A 17,637-nucleotide genomic window follows, 5' to 3' on the forward strand; every position below is an offset into this window, starting at 1 on the left:
TTTTTTAAATATTTATATGATTGTTTAATCAAAAGAGTACCTTCTCAAAATCGATGCAATAACCTTGTTAGTCAAAAGCATTGCTATAAAGAGGATTACAGCAATTGCTGATGCATAACCCATTTCAAACCTCACAGTACCGTAGTCAATCAGATAAGTCACCACAGTATCAGCACTGTATTCTCTTGTTGGAAGCCCTCCAAGAGCCATTACAACTGTGCTCACACCAAACGACGCACCTATCTGCATAACTGCACCAAACATAAGCTGCGGAGCCATCTGTGGTATTGTGATGTACCAGAGCTCCTGAAATCTATTTCTTATACCATCAATTGCTCCTGCCTCAAACAGCTCTCTGTCAAGGTTCTGAAACCCTGCAACAAAGGCTAAAAATCCCGCACCCATGCTAAGCCAAAGTTGAACTATTATGATAACCCACAGTATGTAGTTTGGATCCTGTAGCCAGTTAATGGGTTCATTTATGATACCAAGTTTCATTGCCCATCCATTTATCAACCCATATACATCACCACTGAAGATGAATGACCAGATGAAAAACACATTTCCAGCAAGCGATGGGGAGTAAAATACAAGGGTTAAAAAAGCTCTCAGTTTGGGATTAAATTCGCTTATAAACCATGCAAGGAAAAAAGACATAAAATAGCTAAGCGGTCCTGTTAAGAATGCAAATATTAGTGTATTTCTTAATACTTTTAGAAATATCTTGTCATTCAGAAACAATCTTATGTAATTTGCCCAGCCAACCCATTTAGGTGGCTGAAGCATATTGTAGTTTGTAAAACTTAAAAATATTGAGCTGATAACCGGTATTAACGTAAATATTGTAAACAACAACATATAGGGTGCAATCATTAGATAACTGGCTTTGTTCTTTTTTAAATCTTCAATTAACCCCATTTCAAAATCTCCCTTCCTCGATTTATAAAACAGGCTTCAAAGAAACCATCTTTTATTGCTTGTACGAACTCAATTCAATCCTCTTTCTCTCAAGCTCATCGTTGATCTCTTTTGTATACTTCCACAGACTCTCTCTAGGATTTATACCTTGATAAACAACTGCTGAAAATGCGCTGTCTATACTTCTTGTAATATAATAGCTACCTGGAACTTCCTCTATTTCTTTTACATACTTCCACTGAGCCTCTAAATTTTCCATCTCTTCTTTGTTCCATGGAAGTCTCTGAAAAGCTGTCAAATTTGCTGTGTTGTACCTTGCCGCTGTTCCCATTAGCATCTCAAGTTCTTTACCAAACTGTGTTTGAGTCTCATCGGACGTCCACCATTTCAAAAACTCCCAGCAAGCCTCTTTATTCTTACTTTTCTTTAATATAATAGACGCCGTCCCAGATGCACCTGTCGATCGGTCTATTTCACCGTTTGGCTTTCTAACACCTGGAATAGGTGCCATGCCCCATTCATTTCTGATCTCTGGTGCAGCTGTTGCCAGCAGATTATATGTTGTATATGGTGCAATACCCAGAGGCATTTCACCAGTTCTGAACCTGTTGTAAAAATCATAAATGAGTGGAAGGTTATATTTTGTATAAAAATCGGTCCAGGTCTTAAATGCTGCAACAGCTTCTGGCCTATCCAACAGTGTGCGTGTCTTTGTTTTGTCGTAGAAATTACCGCCAAATTGCAATAATAAAGTCGGAAATAGGTTCCTTGCTCCAAGACCTGCGTCAATAGCTTCTAACGCATCTATTCTTTGATAAGGCAAACCTACCTGAAGATTATATCTTTGTAGTTTTGCAATAACTCTGTACATATCATCCCATGTTTGTGGAAGATCTATATTCAGTTCCTCTAAGATATCTTTTCTGTAAAACATCATGTAAAAATCCTGTGTCACTGGCAGACCATAAACTCCACCATTATATGTGTACGGTACAAGCGCCGTAGGTGCAAATCTCTTCTTTACCTGTTCGAAATCTTTGAATTTGCTCAAATCAACAAGCGCTCCGCGAGCAGCTAAATTAACAGGCTGTCCTCTAGAAACAGTTAAAACCACATCAGGCCCTTTTCCAGCGAGTATAGCCTCAATCAAGCCTGCCTGTACTAAACTTACATTCACCTTTATCCCTGTCTGCGGTGTAAATGAATCATTTATTAAATCTCGTATAATTTGGGCCTGATCACGACCTCCACCAACCCAAACTTTGATTACCTTTTGACCTTCATATACTTCTCCAATGTTGGTGTAGTCTTCTATAAAGGAGTATATAAAGGCTTTCAATGAATTTATGAATTTGCTAGCCATTGATGGTGTAGGAGAGGGCAGTTTTGCTTCAGGTGAAGTAACAAGTATATAATCAATCTCCAATGGCTGATCTCTTCTATAAGCAAGCCAAGACGACAAACCGCTTAAATTATCTCTGAAATTTGAAATCCTGCTCGGTATGCTATCTGTATCTTCAGCCATGCTTCTCAGCTGAATAGCAACTCTTCGTAAGAATTCAGCTTCTCCACCCTTCTGTCCTGCTAATTTCTCAAACAGTGTTGCTTCTTCTTCTAGCTCATTGCTAAATTTCAACAAAGTTTTTACAAGCCCAGGTATCTGCTCTTCAAGGAAATAGTCTCTGTATAAATCAGGAGATGTTCCTGTAATCATTATAATTTTCCTGTAAAGGTCATTCAGTCCTATAGCTGTATTTTCGACTCTACTAAGTATTTCTGTAAATGAACCTAAGGTAGCTTCTAATTTGATTTCATGAACTCCTTTCGTCAGATAAACCAAGTATGGTTTGCCTTTCTGTCCTATAGTTTTCATATACCATCTTATACTATAAGGAAATTCAACATCTTCTGCCTCTTTAAACGGAACCTTCCCATCAATGTAAAGTTTTCTGTGAACGGACAAGCCACGAACAAAGTTCTGACGTGCCTTAATTGCTATTTTGTAATAGCCATCTTCTGGAACTTCAATCTTCCAGCTTATCCACATCCCAGGATATCGCCAGTTCCACTGGCCTATTGTATTTAATCTAATTTTTGATACATGGTAAGGTTCTGTTGCTGGATCTGTTCTGTCATATGTAGGATATAAAATAGGATCAGATTTTAGATATGGATGCTCTCCTTGAACTTTGATAACAATGTCTTTTGAAACTTTATTTGTCGTGTTATTCTTTTTTATGTAATCAGCATATGAAGGCAACTCTTCTGGATTATAGATGATTAGTTGTTTTAACGCAAAAGGTTCTCTTATGCTTACAACTCTTATCGTATGCTCACCTTGAGTAAAATAGAAAGGCAATGACTTATTATAAAACCCCTCTGTATCAATGAAATCTACTTCCTGCCATCTCGGGTCTTCTTGACATTTCGGTCTCAAATCATTGTCTTTTTTATCTTTTCTTATCCCTGTTGTGTCTTTCCATACTCTGTAAAAAGTCACTTTCTGGGCTTCTTTGTATGGAATTTTACCGTCAATCATTACAGCAACTTCTATACCTAACCCCTTACCAGGCAACGGATAATATTGAAGAGCCATATTATACAGACCTGTTTCAGGAATATGTACCTTCCATTCTACCCAGCCACCTTCTTTTTCCCACAAAAGAACTTGCTTTATACCTTTAAATTCTTCTACTTTTTTTAGAGCAGCATTCTCTGAACGTACATAATTTATAGCTTCAATAACTATAGTTTCTTGTGGTCTATTTTTATTATCAACTTTTTTTAAATACTCTTGTAGCGTTGGAATTTTTTCAGCTCCAAGCGAAAAGGTTTCAAGTAACAGAGTTGTAACAACTATTACGAGAAATGTTCCTATTGCCTTCCATGTTCTTGAAAGGTTATTCAATATTATCAACTCCTTCTCATATTCTATTCTGTCTTCGCAAATTAATGTTTTATTCATTTTAACTAAAATTTTTATTATTATTTCTACTTCTGAAACCCTTTTCAAATTGAATTGAAAAAATTATCTGACTTCTTTTGTTTATATGTTACACTAAGTGATTTGAAAAGTCAATACTTTTGTTAATTTAATCTTAAAAAAACTTGTACAAATACAACTTATAGTTTTCAAACAGTTCACAGTTTCAAAAGTATATTATTGAAATTATTGTATAAACATTAATTTCTACCAGTATAAATATGTCGAATTTTGTCGAAAATATAGAAGTTATCTGTTTTGATAATTTTACAGTAGATATAATCCTGATGTTACAATTATTTTCTCCAAGTAAATTAAGAACTAAACTATTAATTTTTAGATGAAACACTTTTAGTACTTGAAAATTCTTTAAGACTACATACTTATTCACATAAACCCTACAAAAGAGATTGTTTGCTTGAATAAAATTTATTGTAAAAAGACTTAAAAAATTCTTGACATAAAATTGCAACGATGGTATAATAGCAGTGTAAGAAAAATGTCGAAATTTGTAGGAAGGAGGTATATGAAAAATGAAATCAACAGGTGTTGTAAGAAAGGTTGACGAGCTTGGCAGAATAGTTCTTCCTATCGAGCTCAGAAGAACACTTGACATTGCTGAAAAGGACGCTTTAGAAATCTTTGTTGACGGTGACAAGATTATTTTAAGAAAGTATGAACCAGCTTGCATTTTCTGCGGCAATGCAAAGGATGTTATCTACTACAAGGGCAAGAACATCTGTAAAGATTGTATGGAAGAACTCAAAAAGAGCTAATCTGACAGCGGGAAAATATTTTTAAGTGAAAGGGTAGGGCTCTTTAAAAAAGAGCCCTACCCTTTATTCTTTTTTACTAAAATCTTCAATTTCAAGTGCAATTTTGTAAACTATGTTTTTGGCAACCTTCAACTCCTCAGCTACAATTTTAACAGCTTCTTTTTTGGTCAACCCTTGAGCTATCTTTTCTTTTAAACGCTTCTTAATAGATTCTACATCAAATTTTTTATTCTTTTCTTTTGCATTCTCTTCAAATCCTCTTACAACAAGGACATATTCACCTTTGGGGGAAGTTTTCTCAAAAAAATCTATAGCCTCACGTAAGGTCGTGATCATCACACTTTCATGCACTTTTGTAATCTCTTTTACTATGCTAATTTCTCTGTCTTCACCAAAAACAGCTGCCATCTGTGAAAGTGTATCCAAAAGCTTGTGAGGTGCCTCGTAAAATATCATTGTCCTCTTTTCAAATTTAAGACTTTCAAGTTTTTCTTTTTTTGCTCGCTTATTTTTGGGCAAAAAACCTTCAAACACAAAATTTTGAGTATTCTGCCCCGATATTACCAAAGCACATACAAAGGCACAAGGCCCGGGAATTACTGTTACTTCAATTCCTTCTTTTAGACACCTTCTTACAAGTTCATATCCAGGGTCTGAGATAAGCGGCATTCCTGCATCTGAAACCAGAGCAACCTTTTTGCCATTTTTAAGCTCTTGTATTATTCTATCTTCTTTCTCTTCTGGGCTAAACTCATGGTAAGAAACAAGCCTTTTTTTAATTCCAAAGTAGTTCAAAAGCTTTATTGTAACTCTTGTATCCTCGCAAGTTATAAAGTCTACCATATTTAGAGTATCTAATGCTCTTTTTGATATATCATCAAGGTTCCCAATTGGTGTTCCAACAATAAATAGCTTTCCACTCACTACTGCTCACTCCGCATCTTCTTTTTGAAGTTCACCATAATACTCCATCTCATCCACAAAAAGCGGTTTGTCCACCTTAAGTGTGCACTGTTTGCCCTTTTTTGCCTCAATCAAAACAAGCGAAGACTCTTTATCCTTATTTTGATGCACAAATCTTATAAGGCTTGGTTCTAACTTGTAAAGTCTCAAATAATAAAGAGCATCAGTTAACCTCTCACTCCTGTAGACCATATAAAACCTTCCACCAAATTTTAGAATCTGCATAGCACTTTTTACAACATCTTCAATTGTACACATAATCTCATGGCGAGCTATGGCTTTTTTAATATTTGGATTGATTGTACCGCTGTTCACTTTTCTATAAGGTGGATTTGTAAACACAACATTGGCAAACTCTGAACCAAAGATTTTTAGTGCATCTTTCAGGTCTGCATTTATCACCTCAATCTTGTCTTGAAGATTGTTGATATTTCTGTTGAGAATTGCAAGCTCACATACCTCTTTTTGAATCTCTAAAGCGTACAGTTTTTTGAACTTTTTGTTCTTTGCCCAAAGTAGAATAGGAATTATCAAGTTACCCGTCCCAAACTCAACCACAATGTCATTTTTCTTTACTTCAATAAAATCACTGAGTACTACCGCATCAGTTCCATATAGGAAAAAATCTGTATCTTGATATATTGAAAAGTTGCCTATCTTTAAATTTTCCTTTCTAAGCATAGCCTTACCTCTTTGTACTAAAACTTCTTTAATTTACAGTCTTGATTTTTTCTCTAAAATTCTATATGAACAGTGTTGTTTTTTTCTGCAAAAGCATTATAATATATTATAGTGTCCTTGAAAATATTTGACAATGTCAAAGAGGAGATTTGTTATGAAGATTTGTATTGTAGATGATGCCCAATTTATAAGGCAAATTCTAAAAGACATATTCATATCACTAGGGCATCAGGTTATTGCAGAATTTTCATCAGCTTCACAGCTTATCGAAAATGTTGAGGACCTAAAACCTGATATTGTCACACTTGATATCACAATGCCTGATATGGACGGGCTCACCGCAACTCGCATCTTAAAAAATATCATTCCTGATGTTAAGGTTATTATAATCTCTGCAATATCTCAGCCAGATATTGAAAAAGAAGCCAAGAAATGTGGAGCATATGAGTTTGTGCGAAAGCCATTTTCAAAACTTGCAATTGAGCATATAATAAAACAAATAGAAGATGAACAAAACAGCAAAAACGGGGCTATAAAATAAAATAGCCCCATTATGGTTTTTACTGGTCTTTTGTTTTTGTATAATGCTCAAAAATACAAATCCCTGTCACCTTGTCGTATCATCTCAAGCCTTTTTTCTGTTTCTTTTCTCATCTTTTCATCTTTTATTTGATTTAAGCTATCATATATTAATTTCCTCCCAATTTCCTTAGTTTTCTCAGAACCATAGTCCTCTAAGTATTCCATAAAAGTCAAAAGCGCATTTGGAGTGCAAAAGTCTTGAATATCACCTGTCTTTGCATATTGCATAAACAAATCCCCAGTTCTTCCTCTTCTGTAGCAAGCTGTACAGTAGCTTGGAATATAACCTGCCTCACAAAGAGTTCTTATGACCTCATCAGGACTTCTTTTGTCCTCAACTTCAAACTGTGCAAGGTCTTCATCTAAATCACCAGTCGATTTTCCTTGGTACTCAAGTGTATATCCACCAACACCTGTACAAGACCCAGCGCTAATTTGAGAAATTCCAAGGTCAATTACCTCTTCCCTAAACCCTGGTCTTTCTCTTGTTGATAAAATCATACCAGTGTAGGGCACAGCAAGTCGAATTATTGCAACAATCTTTTTGAACTCGTCATCAGATACTAAATATGGATATTTCTCTTTTGTCACCTCAACACCTTCGGCAGGTCTAATCCTTGGCACAGAAATTGTATGCGGTCCAACACCAAACCTTTCTTCTAAATGCTTTGCATGTAAAATCAATCCTACAACCTCAAACTTGTAATCATAAAGCCCAAACAAAACCCCTAAACCAACATCGTCAATTCCGCCTTGCATTGCTCTGTCCATTGCCATTGTATGCCAGTCGTAATCTGATTTTGGTCCTTCGGGGTGCATGTATTCATAGGTTGGGCGATGATATGTCTCTTGGAAAAGCACATATGTGCCTATTTTTGCTTCTTTTAGCATTCTATATTCTTCAATTGTTGTTGCTGCAATGTTTACATTCACTCTTCTGATATTGCCTTTTTCCTTGTAAACAGAGTATATAGTGTTTATGGCATCTATAACATATTCAATTGGAGCTTCTTTGGGGTCTTCGCCAAGCTCAAGAGCAATTCTTTTGTGCCCAAGAGATTCAATTATCTCAACTTCTTTTCGTATCTCATCCATCGTAAGTTTTCTTCTTTTCATCTTAGTATTTGACCTGTGATAACCACAGTAGCGGCAGTTGTTTACGCAAAAGTTGCTGATATAAAGTGGTGCAAAAAGCACAATTCTCTTGCCATAAATCATCTCTTTTACTTGCTTTGCCGCCTTAAAAAGCTTTTCCAAAAGGTCTTTGTCATCTATATAAAGAAGTGTTGCAACCTCATGAGGCTCAAGTCCATTTAGCTGCAAAGCTTTTTCAATTATTTCTTCTGCTCTGTCAACATTTTTGCTTCCCTCTTCAAGGATATCAAAAATCATCTGGCCATTTATAAACTCAGCTCTTTCCCACTCATCTTTTCTAAACATCTCAAAATCACACTCCATTTTTTATTTAGTAAGAGCACTTTTTACCTTAACACTCTTCAGAGCACCAAGCTTTCCTGTGAGCGCACCAATCTCATCAGTTGTCCCATCAACTATGAGCGAGATTACACAAAGCCCTCTTTCTTTGTATGGTATACCCATCCTTCCAACAATAATATCGCCATGGTCACTTAGGATTTTGTTGAGCTTATCTGACACCTCTTTCCTGTTCTCAACCACAATTCCAATAACACCAATCCTTCTTTCCAATCCACTTCACCGTTCCCTCTTTTTAGAAAAAATAAAACCACCTCTCCTGACATTTTGCTTTCATCAAAAGCTTCGCTTTAGCCAAAAGAGGTGGATATCTTTCTCTTCATTTTCACATCCCCTCCTTATCAGGCCACGATGCCCTCTAAGTCAGGAGCAAATGTTTTGTTTGTTAATATTATAACATACTTTTTGAGTTTTTGAAAGTATTCTAATAGAAATACTTTTCTATATCCATACTTAAAAGCCCTGTTTTCATCACCAATCTCCTTAAAACAGGATTGTACATTACGACTGACTTTATATTCTTAAACAGTATACTTTTCTTAAGCGTTTTTACATTCTCTTTGTAACGTTTATCATATCCATCTATGCCACTTTCAAGTGCTTTTGCAAGAGCCAAAGCACTCCTAAAAGCAAAACTTAAACCCTCAGCTGAACTTGGACTAATAAAACCTGCAGCTTCTCCAATTAATGCTATTTTGTCGTTCCCTGTTATAATATGTCTTACTGATGTAGGACGGAATATATAAGCACTACATCTTTTTGTCATTTTCTCAATTTTAAATCCATATATTTTTAACTTTTCCTTTAACAGTTCAAATTTTTTTAAAGCATCTTTATTAGGCACTAATGCTGTTCCTATTATTAAATGATTCTCTTTGGGAATTGTCCATGAATAAAAATCTGTTATTTCTCTATCAAATATTGCTCCATAATAGTCTAAATTAAAACTGGTTTCAAACCACTCTTGAATAGCAATATATAATTTGGGGCTGAGAAAGTTATTAAAATTTTGTCTTCTCACTTTAGAAAAAGCTCCATCTGCGCCAACCAGTAATTTGCATTCTTCTTTATACTCTTTACCGTTCCAATTGAATTTAACTTTTATGTTTTTGTTCCCAACTATTTCTAAAGATTTATAAATTGAATTTGTAAGAACATCAACCTGTGAAGGAATACTTCTGATTAACCACTTATCAAATTCTTCTCTATCAATATTTATGTAATGCCTCTGATAATACCTCTCTATCGAGTTATCAAAATCAATAGCTCTTACAGCAAACAATTGAGGAGTTTGCAAAACTTCTTTTGGAACACCCAAGCCAAACTTTGCAAGCATCAACTGTGCGTCAGGCGCAATAAGACCTCCACAGCACTTTGTCCTAATATCCGATTTTTCAAAAGACCTTTTCTCCAAAAGTAAAATATTATAGTTTCTGCTGAGCAACCTTGCCAAAGTGGAACCTGCAGGCCCTCCACCCACAATGATTATATCATACATAAAGTTCACCTTCTTATCTTGATTTTATACTGTCCAAACAACTAACAAAGTTTTCTTTTGTCTTATATTATCTCTATAGTACATCAAAAATTCAAGTATTACTTGAATTTAGCAAAAATTTTTTGAATATATGTTGCATTCAAATAATAGCACAAATGATGTATAATATAGTAAATATAATTGGCTAACATTCTGTATTTCCAAAAAGGAGCTGATTTTTTTATGATGCTTCTTACTCTTTTCATTCTGGGCATAGCTTCAGGATTTCTCCTTTTCTCAAAAATTTTTCTGGCAGACACTAAGGACGATTCTCTTGAACTAAATCAGAAGATTTCAGTAATAATACCTGCTCGGAATGAAGAGAAAAATCTGCCCTATCTGCTCAAAAGTCTTTTTAGCCAAACTACTGTTCCCGATGAAATAATAGTTGTAGATGATTTTTCTGAAGATAATACTTCTAAGATTGCCAGAGAATTTGGCGTTAAATTAATTAAGAACCCTCCTTTGCCTCCAGGCTGGACAGGTAAAAATTGGGCTCTTTGGAACGGGTATTTAAACTCAACAGGTGATATACTGATATTTTTAGATGCTGATGTGAGATTATCCAAAGATGGTATAGAAAGAGTTGTAAAGACACTCTTTTCAACAAATGGGGCAATTTCGGTTATACCATATCACAAGACAGAGCAGTTTTATGAAAGATTGTGCTTAATTGTTAATATTCTTGGTGTGTTCGCTTTTATGTCACCTTATGAAAGAAAGAGTAGTAGCAAAGGAATGTATGGTTCATGTATAGCAGTTTTTAGAAAAGATTACGAAAAGGTTGGCGGACATAAATGTATACGCGACAGAGTAACGGATGATTTAAGTCTTGGGAAACTATTTTGCGAAAATGGAATAAAAGTCGAAAATTTTTTAGGACTCGGTGCTGTAACATTTAGAATGTATCCAAATGGAATGAAAAGCCAACTTGAGGGAATTGCAAAAAGTGCAGCTCTTAGTATGCAGCTTTTAAATCACAAAACAATCTTTTTAATTGCTCTATGGGTTATAGGACTTGTCTTAACAGGCTTTCTCACACCTGTTTTATTTTTTATCCATCATCCTTTAGCAACTCAGTTTTTAATAGGCTATATTCTTTATGTTATTCAGATATTATACCTTCAAATATATATAGGCAATTTTGGCATTTTAATGCCCATACTGTACTTTATTCCTACTGCATATTTCTTACTAATGCTTTTGTATTCTTTTTATCAAGTAAAGTTTATTAGAAGTGTTTACTGGAAAGGAAGACAAATTAAAGTAGGGGGTAAATGAAAATGCTTGCTGCAATTACTCTTTTGGAATTTTTCTGCGGGTCGCTGATGTTCTCTTACTGGCTTGGAAAGCTTGTCAAAAAGGATATAACAGCAGTTGGCGACGGAAATCCAGGAGCTTTTAACTTAATTCAGGCAGCTGGAGTTAAAATTGGACTTTTGGGAGTATTCCTCGATTTTGCAAAAGGTTATTTTCCTCTTGTGTATTTTGTTGAAAAGGGATACCTGCCAAAGTCATATATTATCCCTGCTGCAATTGCACCCATCTTGGGACATGCATTTTCGCCTTTTTTGAGATTTAAAGGAGGAAAATCCATTGCAACTACATTTGGAGTGTGGAGTGCTACAACCAAGTTTAGAGTGTCTTTTTTCTATGCAATTGTTTTAGCAATTCTTTTTGTAATTGCAAAAAAGCTAAAGCACGGCGGCTCTACCACAACCGAAGAAGACGCTTTCATGGTTGTGTTAGGATTCTTGATCGTAGGTGCTTATCTTTATCTTCTCGATTTTTCTGTGTATCTTCTCACACTTTGGTTTTTGAATTTACTTGTGATGATTTATAAGAATAAAGAAAAGCTTTCAACATTTTACATTGCTATTACAAATAAAGAGCACGAACTAAAGAAATAAGCTATTAATAGCCAATTGTTCAACGTTTAGTAACTTTTCCTCTGAAAATGTTTTATATTCTAAACAACGACTTCTGTTTTTGTAAATAATAAGGTATAATTTTAAATAAGAGAATTCAACAGATGCTAAGAAAGGAGAAAAGCAAACGTATGCATAAAAAATGGTGGAAAGAAGCTGTTGTTTATCAAATCTACCCGAGAAGCTTTTATGACTCAAACGGTGATGGAATAGGCGATTTGCCCGGAATCATCCAGAAGCTTGACTATTTAAAAGAGCTTGGGGTTGATGTAATCTGGTTAAATCCAATTTATAAATCTCCAAATGCCGACAATGGATATGACATCAGTAGCTACTATGATATTATGGATGAATTTGGTACAATGGAGGACTTTGACAAGCTTTTGCAAGAAGCTCATAAACGCGGAATAAAAATTGTAATGGATTTAGTAGTAAATCACACCTCTGATGAACACAAATGGTTTCAAGAGTCCAGAAAATCAAAAGACAATCCTTACAGAGATTTCTACTTCTGGCGACCTGGCAAAAATGGGGGACCTCCTAATAACTGGACATCCTTTTTCAGTGGTCCTGCTTGGGAATACGATGAGCTGACAGGAGAATATTATCTTCACCTTTTTGCTGTAAAGCAACCAGACCTCAATTGGGACAATCCAAAAGTCAGACAAGAAATTTATAAAATGATGAAGTGGTGGCTTGACAAGGGCATAGATGGGTTTAGAATGGATGTAATAAACCTCATTTCAAAAGTTGAAGGGCTGCCAGATGATAAAGAAGGTGAAAAGCAAGGAGGTCTAATTGGCTTTAGATATTATGCCAACGGTCCGCACGTTCATGAATATCTTCAGGAAATGAACAGAGAAGTTCTTAGCAAATATGATATCATGACAGTTGGCGAAACCCCATTTGTCACACCCGAAATTGCAAAGCTATATGTGGAGTATGACAGAAATGAGCTTAATATGCTCTTTCATTTTGAACATATGGATATGGACTGTAGCGGCAGCAAGTGGAATATAAAACCTTGGAAACTCACTGATTTGAAAAAGATAATGTACAAGTGGTACTTAGCTTTAAAAGACAAGGGCTGGAATTCACTTTATCTTAACAACCATGACCAGCCAAGAATGGTCTCACGTTTTGGCAATGATAAAGAATACAGGGTTGAATCTGCAAAGCTTTTAGCAACTTTGCTTCACACATGGCAGGGAACACCCTATATTTACCAAGGCGAAGAGATTGGTATGACAAACTGCAAGTTTGAAAGTATTGATGAGTTCAGAGACATTGAAACACTCAACTGGTACAAAGAGATGAAAAAGCTTGGAAAATCAGATGAAGAGCTTTTAGAAATCTTAAACAAAAGAAGCAGAGACCATGCACGAACACCAATGCAGTGGGATGATTCTGAAAACGCAGGATTTACAAAAGGCACCCCATGGATAAAGGTAAATCCAAATTATAAGGAAATAAATGTTAAAAAAGCTTTAGAAGATAAAAATTCGGTGTTTTATTACTATAAGAAATTGATTGAACTTAGAAAAAAGCATCCTGTTATTGTATATGGTGATGTACAGATGCTTTATGAAGACGATGAAAAGATTTTTGCATATACAAGAAATTATGAAGGTGAAAGGCTTCTTGTTGTCATGAACTTTTCCGAAGAAGAAAGTGAGTTTTTAGCACCAAAAGAAATATTTACTCAAAAACCTGAGCTTTTAATTAGCAACTATGAAGTAGATGATAACATTCAAGAAAAAATTGTTTTAAAACCCTATGAAGCAAGGGTATATAAAATATAAGAGGGTGACTTTCAAAAGGGCTGTTTAAAAAGCTAATACGTCAAAACAGCCCTTTTTACTTTTACAAAAATTTTTTTAAAATTTCTCTTGACAAATTTTAATATTGAAAATATAATAAAATTGTAATTAGTTCAATTTTGAATCTAAGTTTGCAAGGGGGAAGTAAAAATTTCTGATTTAACAAAGCTAAAAAGTCATTTAGAACAAAAAGGTATAAAGCCATCCTTTATAAGGCTCAAGATTTATGAATATTTAGTAAACAATAGAACTCACCCAACAGCTGATGAGATTTACAACAGTTTGCTTCTTGAGATTCCTACACTTTCAAAAACATCTGTGTACAACACTTTAAGTTTATTTGTGGAAAAAGGGCTTGCGCAGATAATTACAATTGAAGAAAATATTGCGCGCTTTGATGCTGATACGACTGTGCATGGGCATTTTCAATGCAAAACGTGCGGCAAAATTTATGATTTTTCAGTAAAACCAGATTCTATTCAATCTTCTCTTTCTTCTGAATTTATTGTTGATGAGATTTACGTCTACTATAAGGGCACCTGCCCTTATTGTAAGAATAAAAACAATTAAATTTTGGGAGGTTGAATTTTCAAATGAAAGATTTAAAAGGAACACAAACTGAAAAAAACTTGTGGGCAGCATTTGCTGGCGAGTCTCAAGCAAGAAACAAGTATACTTATTTTGCATCACAGGCAAGAAAAGAGGGCTACGAGCAGATTGCAGCAATCTTTGAAGAGACAGCTGAAAATGAAAAGGAACATGCAAAGCTATTTTTCAAGTTTTTAAATGGAATTGGCAACACTCAAGAAAATCTTAAAACTGCTGCAGAAGGCGAACATTACGAATGGGCTGAGATGTACAAAGAGTTTGCAAGAGTTGCAAGAGAAGAGGGATTTGATGAGATTGCAACTGCATTTGAGTTTGTTGCAAAAGTTGAGGAAAAACATGAGGAAAGGTACAGAAAGCTTCTTGAAAATGTTGAAAACGGCAAGGTATTCGTAAAAGATGATGTTGTCGTTTGGAAGTGCAGAAACTGCGGCTATGTACATGTTGGCAAAGAAGCTCCAAAGGTATGTCCAACTTGCAAACATCCACAGTCTTTCTTTGAGATTAGAGCTGAGAATTATTAATGATAAGTAGTTGACCAAATTAATAAATAGGCTGTCGCAGTAAAAATGTGCGACAGCCTAAAATTTTGTAAATTTTTGTTATTGTTTGCTATCTGTTTAAAATTATCTTTTTCTTTCTTTCATATTCTTCTTCAGATATCTCGCCATTTGCGAACTTTATATTTAAAATTCGCAATGCTTCATCATCTGCCTCTGATTTTGACAAAGTATCTCTTTTAGTCTGCAAATATATATGGCTTAATTTGTTGACAACATAAATTACCAAAGCAACAAAGACAATTAGAAAAAGTATACCCATTATCCACCCTCCAATCATATGAAATCCCCAAAGACCGTCAAAATCTCTATAGAAATGCCCCATCATGTGATTTTCATCTCCTTTCACAATTTAGTTTTTTGATTTCAATATTATAATACCCCTTTAATGTGAAGAAAGTATGATTAAATTGTAAAGAAAGTGTAAAGAGATTTTTTGAAATTTAAATTAACAAATTATTCAAGATTTATTTATTCTTTATTCATTTTTATTTGCTATCATTTAAGGAAAAATAATAAATACCAACTTTGGAGGTGTAAGTTCTTTAAATGAAAAATATATTAGCCTTAAAATCTAAAATAGTAAGTTGGAGTAAAGAAAACTCCATTGTATTTCTACCCATGACAATTGGAACTTTTCTTTATACCTTTCTAATTGCAAAAGTCGGATATGGTAATGAATACTACGCTGCGGCTGTAAAAAGCATGATGCAAAATTTCAAAAACTTCTTTTTTGCTTCGTTTGACCCGGGCGGATTTGTAACAGTTGATAAACCTCCACTTGGCTTTTGGATTCAGACTTTATCTTGCCTTTTATTTGGTTACAGTGGTATAAGCCTTTTACTTCCTCAGATAATTGCAGCTGTGCTCAGCATCTTGCTTGTTTACATAATTGTAAAAAACCATTTTGGCAAAATGAGCGCTTTTTTCGCTTCACTATTTCTTTCAACAACGCCAATCTACACTGCAATTGCAAGAAATAACACCATTGACATGCTAATGATTTTATCTTGCATCTTAGCAATATATTTTGCTCTAAAAGCAATCGAAAAATCAAGTTTCAAACACTTTTTAATAAGTGTCTTTATAATTGGTTTAGGTTTTAATATTAAAATGCTTCAGGCGTGGATTGTGGCACCTGGAATATTCTTAGCTTATCTCTTGTTTACAGACAAGAGGCTTTTAAAGAGGTTTTCTCATCTTGTTTTAGCAGGTGTAATATTTTTGGTAAGTTCTCTCTGGTGGTGTATTGTTGTTGATCTGACACCTGCCGAAAAAAGACCTTATATGGGAAGTTCTCAAACAAACTCAGCTTTAGAGCTTGCTCTTTCATACAATGGCATCCAAAGATTTTTGCCATCAGGTGGAAGTTTTTCTACAATTATAAACTCCATCTTTGGCAAAAATTCTTCACAATCAACAGGCTTTTCATCTACCTTTGGCCCAAGATTTAGCTTTGCACAGAACATAAACCCAATGGGTGCAAGAGAAGGTGGAGAGCCAGGAATTTTGAGGCTTTTTAATCAGAATATGGCTGGTCAAATCTCTTGGGTACTTGTCTTGGCAATAATAGCCTTTTTGGCTTTAATCATAATGAGCCTTGCTGTTAGAAAGAAAAACAAAATGCTTGGTGCATTTACTACCATTTGGGGTACATGGTTTTTGCTACTCTTTGTATACTTTAGCTTCACACGAGGATTATTTCACATCTACTACTTAGCAACAATAGCACCTTCTGTGTCAGTTTTTGCTGGAGTAGGACTTGGAGCTCTGTTTGACAAGCTAAATGAATCAAAAACATGGATAAAACTTTTAGCTTTAATTCCGTTCGTGCTCACTGCAGCTTATCAGGTCTATAACGTATACAGATATCAAGACTCCAACAAATACTGGTATTTGTTTGCTATTGGTTTTGCCGTAACAGCTTTAATAGCTTTGGCAATGATATTTTTGAAAAACCTCAAAGTTTTAAAATTTATAGCTATTTCTCTTATGGCAATTTCGCTTAGCATAATGCCTTTTTACTGGTCACTTACATGCAGCCTCTACCAAGGAAATGCAGTAATCCCTTCTGCAGGGAATCCTATAAACAGAACCTCGGCATTTGTCATGGGACCGGGACTGAGACAAAATTTTGGTACTTTTGATGAAAGAACTTTTGACCAGAGAAATAATTATTTGCCACGTGACTTTGGATTTAATCCCCCATCAAACTCAAACTCAGACATGCAGCCGCCGGTACTACCAGATTCTAATAGCTTTGCCTATAACAATAGACAAAGAAGAGACCTTAACAACTTCTCACCAAGGGGTTTTGGGGAGTCAAGCCTTGCAAGTGATGAGCTAACACAATATCTTCTTAAAAACAATACAGGTGAGAAATTTATTTTGGCAGTCATAAGAGCAACAGAAGCAGCACCGATAATAATCAAAACAGGAAAAGCTGTCATGGCAATGGGGGGATTTTCGGGCAATGACCCAATTCTCACAGTTGAAAAGCTCAAGAAAATGATTAAAAATGGTGAGGTAAAGTTTTTCCAAATTGGAGGAATTGGTAGATTTAGAGGCGGACTCGGGTTTAATGAGGCTTCTAATGATATATATTCATGGATTTTAGAAAATGGAGAACTTGTAAACAGCACATACAACATATATATGGTAGACAAAAGCAAAATCAAGTGATTTAGAGAGGTATTCCACGGTTTTATTTGTTATTTCAAAAATTTCTTGACAGTTTAACTTCTATTGTATATACTTGACATATACACAGTTTTTTAATCAAAATCTGC

Annotated in this window: 16 protein-coding genes; 8 read left to right on the plus strand and 8 right to left on the minus strand. The window is 35.0% G+C overall.

Annotated features, from left to right (window positions below):
- Positions 1 to 24 precede the first annotated feature (24 nt).
- The gene (locus tag ELD05_RS12755) at positions 25 to 918 is read right to left on the minus strand and encodes a carbohydrate ABC transporter permease (RefSeq protein ID WP_127352724.1); all 894 of its coding nucleotides are present in this window, start codon (positions 916 to 918) and stop codon (positions 25 to 27) included.
- Positions 919 to 970: 52 nt separating this feature from the next.
- Positions 971 to 3,883, minus strand: coding sequence for an extracellular solute-binding protein (locus ELD05_RS12760; protein ID WP_241243510.1), 2,913 nt, complete (start codon positions 3,881 to 3,883; stop codon positions 971 to 973).
- A gap of 551 nt (positions 3,884 to 4,434) precedes the next feature.
- Between ELD05_RS12760 and ELD05_RS12765 the strand changes: the two genes are divergently transcribed.
- Entirely contained in the window at positions 4,435 to 4,677 is a 243-nt protein-coding gene (locus ELD05_RS12765) for an AbrB/MazE/SpoVT family DNA-binding domain-containing protein (RefSeq protein ID WP_011917919.1), read from the plus strand.
- Positions 4,678 to 4,740: 63 nt separating this feature from the next.
- On the opposite strand, the gene rsmI is transcribed toward ELD05_RS12765, so the two are convergent.
- Together rsmI and ELD05_RS12775 are read right to left on the minus strand one after the other, a co-directional pair.
- Positions 4,741 to 5,601, minus strand: coding sequence for a 16S rRNA (cytidine(1402)-2'-O)-methyltransferase (rsmI, locus tag ELD05_RS12770; RefSeq protein WP_127352725.1), 861 nt, complete (start codon positions 5,599 to 5,601; stop codon positions 4,741 to 4,743).
- Between the two features lie 6 nt (positions 5,602 to 5,607).
- On the minus strand, positions 5,608 to 6,321 hold the full coding sequence (locus ELD05_RS12775) for a tRNA1(Val) (adenine(37)-N6)-methyltransferase (protein WP_127352726.1): 714 nt from the start codon (positions 6,319 to 6,321) through the stop codon (positions 5,608 to 5,610).
- A gap of 154 nt (positions 6,322 to 6,475) precedes the next feature.
- Here ELD05_RS12775 and ELD05_RS12780 point away from each other — a divergent pair, with 154 nt between their 5' ends.
- A complete protein-coding gene (locus ELD05_RS12780) occupies positions 6,476 to 6,862 on the plus strand; it encodes a response regulator (RefSeq protein WP_011917922.1) in 387 nt (128 codons plus the stop codon).
- Between the two features lie 47 nt (positions 6,863 to 6,909).
- On the opposite strand, the gene hydG is transcribed toward ELD05_RS12780, so the two are convergent.
- The 3 genes from hydG to ELD05_RS12795 all read right to left on the minus strand — a co-directional run bounded on the left by hydG (position 6,910) and on the right by ELD05_RS12795 (position 9,895).
- Entirely contained in the window at positions 6,910 to 8,343 is a 1,434-nt protein-coding gene (gene hydG, locus ELD05_RS12785; RefSeq protein WP_127352727.1) for a [FeFe] hydrogenase H-cluster radical SAM maturase HydG, read from the minus strand.
- Positions 8,344 to 8,364: 21 nt separating this feature from the next.
- Positions 8,365 to 8,610 carry a TM1266 family iron-only hydrogenase system putative regulator gene (locus ELD05_RS12790; protein WP_127352728.1) on the minus strand — a complete coding sequence of 82 codons (246 nt, stop codon included), beginning with the start codon at positions 8,608 to 8,610 and terminating at the stop codon, positions 8,365 to 8,367.
- A 211-nt stretch (positions 8,611 to 8,821) separates the two neighbouring features.
- The gene (locus tag ELD05_RS12795; RefSeq protein WP_127352729.1) at positions 8,822 to 9,895 is read right to left on the minus strand and encodes an FAD-binding protein; all 1,074 of its coding nucleotides are present in this window, start codon (positions 9,893 to 9,895) and stop codon (positions 8,822 to 8,824) included.
- 222 nt (positions 9,896 to 10,117) lie between these two features.
- On the opposite strand from ELD05_RS12795, the gene ELD05_RS12800 reads away from it, so the two are divergent.
- The 5 genes from ELD05_RS12800 (at position 10,118) to rbr (ending at position 14,812) form a co-directional block, all read left to right on the plus strand.
- Entirely contained in the window at positions 10,118 to 11,215 is a 1,098-nt protein-coding gene (locus tag ELD05_RS12800) for a glycosyltransferase (protein WP_127352730.1), read from the plus strand.
- A 2-nt stretch (positions 11,216 to 11,217) separates the two neighbouring features.
- A complete protein-coding gene (locus ELD05_RS12805) occupies positions 11,218 to 11,844 on the plus strand; it encodes a glycerol-3-phosphate acyltransferase (protein WP_127352731.1) in 627 nt (208 codons plus the stop codon).
- Between the two features lie 149 nt (positions 11,845 to 11,993).
- A complete protein-coding gene (locus ELD05_RS12810) occupies positions 11,994 to 13,664 on the plus strand; it encodes a glycoside hydrolase family 13 protein (RefSeq protein WP_127352996.1) in 1,671 nt (556 codons plus the stop codon).
- A 168-nt stretch (positions 13,665 to 13,832) separates the two neighbouring features.
- Positions 13,833 to 14,252 (plus strand): Fur family transcriptional regulator, encoded by a 420-nt coding sequence (locus ELD05_RS12815; RefSeq protein ID WP_127352732.1) that lies wholly within the window; start codon positions 13,833 to 13,835, stop codon positions 14,250 to 14,252.
- Between the two features lie 23 nt (positions 14,253 to 14,275).
- On the plus strand, positions 14,276 to 14,812 hold the full coding sequence (rbr, locus tag ELD05_RS12820) for a rubrerythrin (protein ID WP_127352733.1): 537 nt from the start codon (positions 14,276 to 14,278) through the stop codon (positions 14,810 to 14,812).
- A gap of 88 nt (positions 14,813 to 14,900) precedes the next feature.
- Here the strand turns inward: rbr and ELD05_RS12825 are convergent, their stop codons facing one another.
- Positions 14,901 to 15,176 carry an SHOCT domain-containing protein gene (locus tag ELD05_RS12825; protein ID WP_127352734.1) on the minus strand — a complete coding sequence of 92 codons (276 nt, stop codon included), beginning with the start codon at positions 15,174 to 15,176 and terminating at the stop codon, positions 14,901 to 14,903.
- A 221-nt stretch (positions 15,177 to 15,397) separates the two neighbouring features.
- Here ELD05_RS12825 and ELD05_RS12830 point away from each other — a divergent pair, with 221 nt between their 5' ends.
- Positions 15,398 to 17,530, plus strand: coding sequence for an ArnT family glycosyltransferase (locus ELD05_RS12830; protein WP_127352735.1), 2,133 nt, complete (start codon positions 15,398 to 15,400; stop codon positions 17,528 to 17,530).
- Positions 17,531 to 17,637: the final 107 nt, after the last annotated feature.

The organism is Caldicellulosiruptor changbaiensis (assembly GCF_003999255.1).
GTDB classification, from domain to species: Bacteria; Bacillota; Thermoanaerobacteria; order Caldicellulosiruptorales; family Caldicellulosiruptoraceae; genus Caldicellulosiruptor; species Caldicellulosiruptor changbaiensis.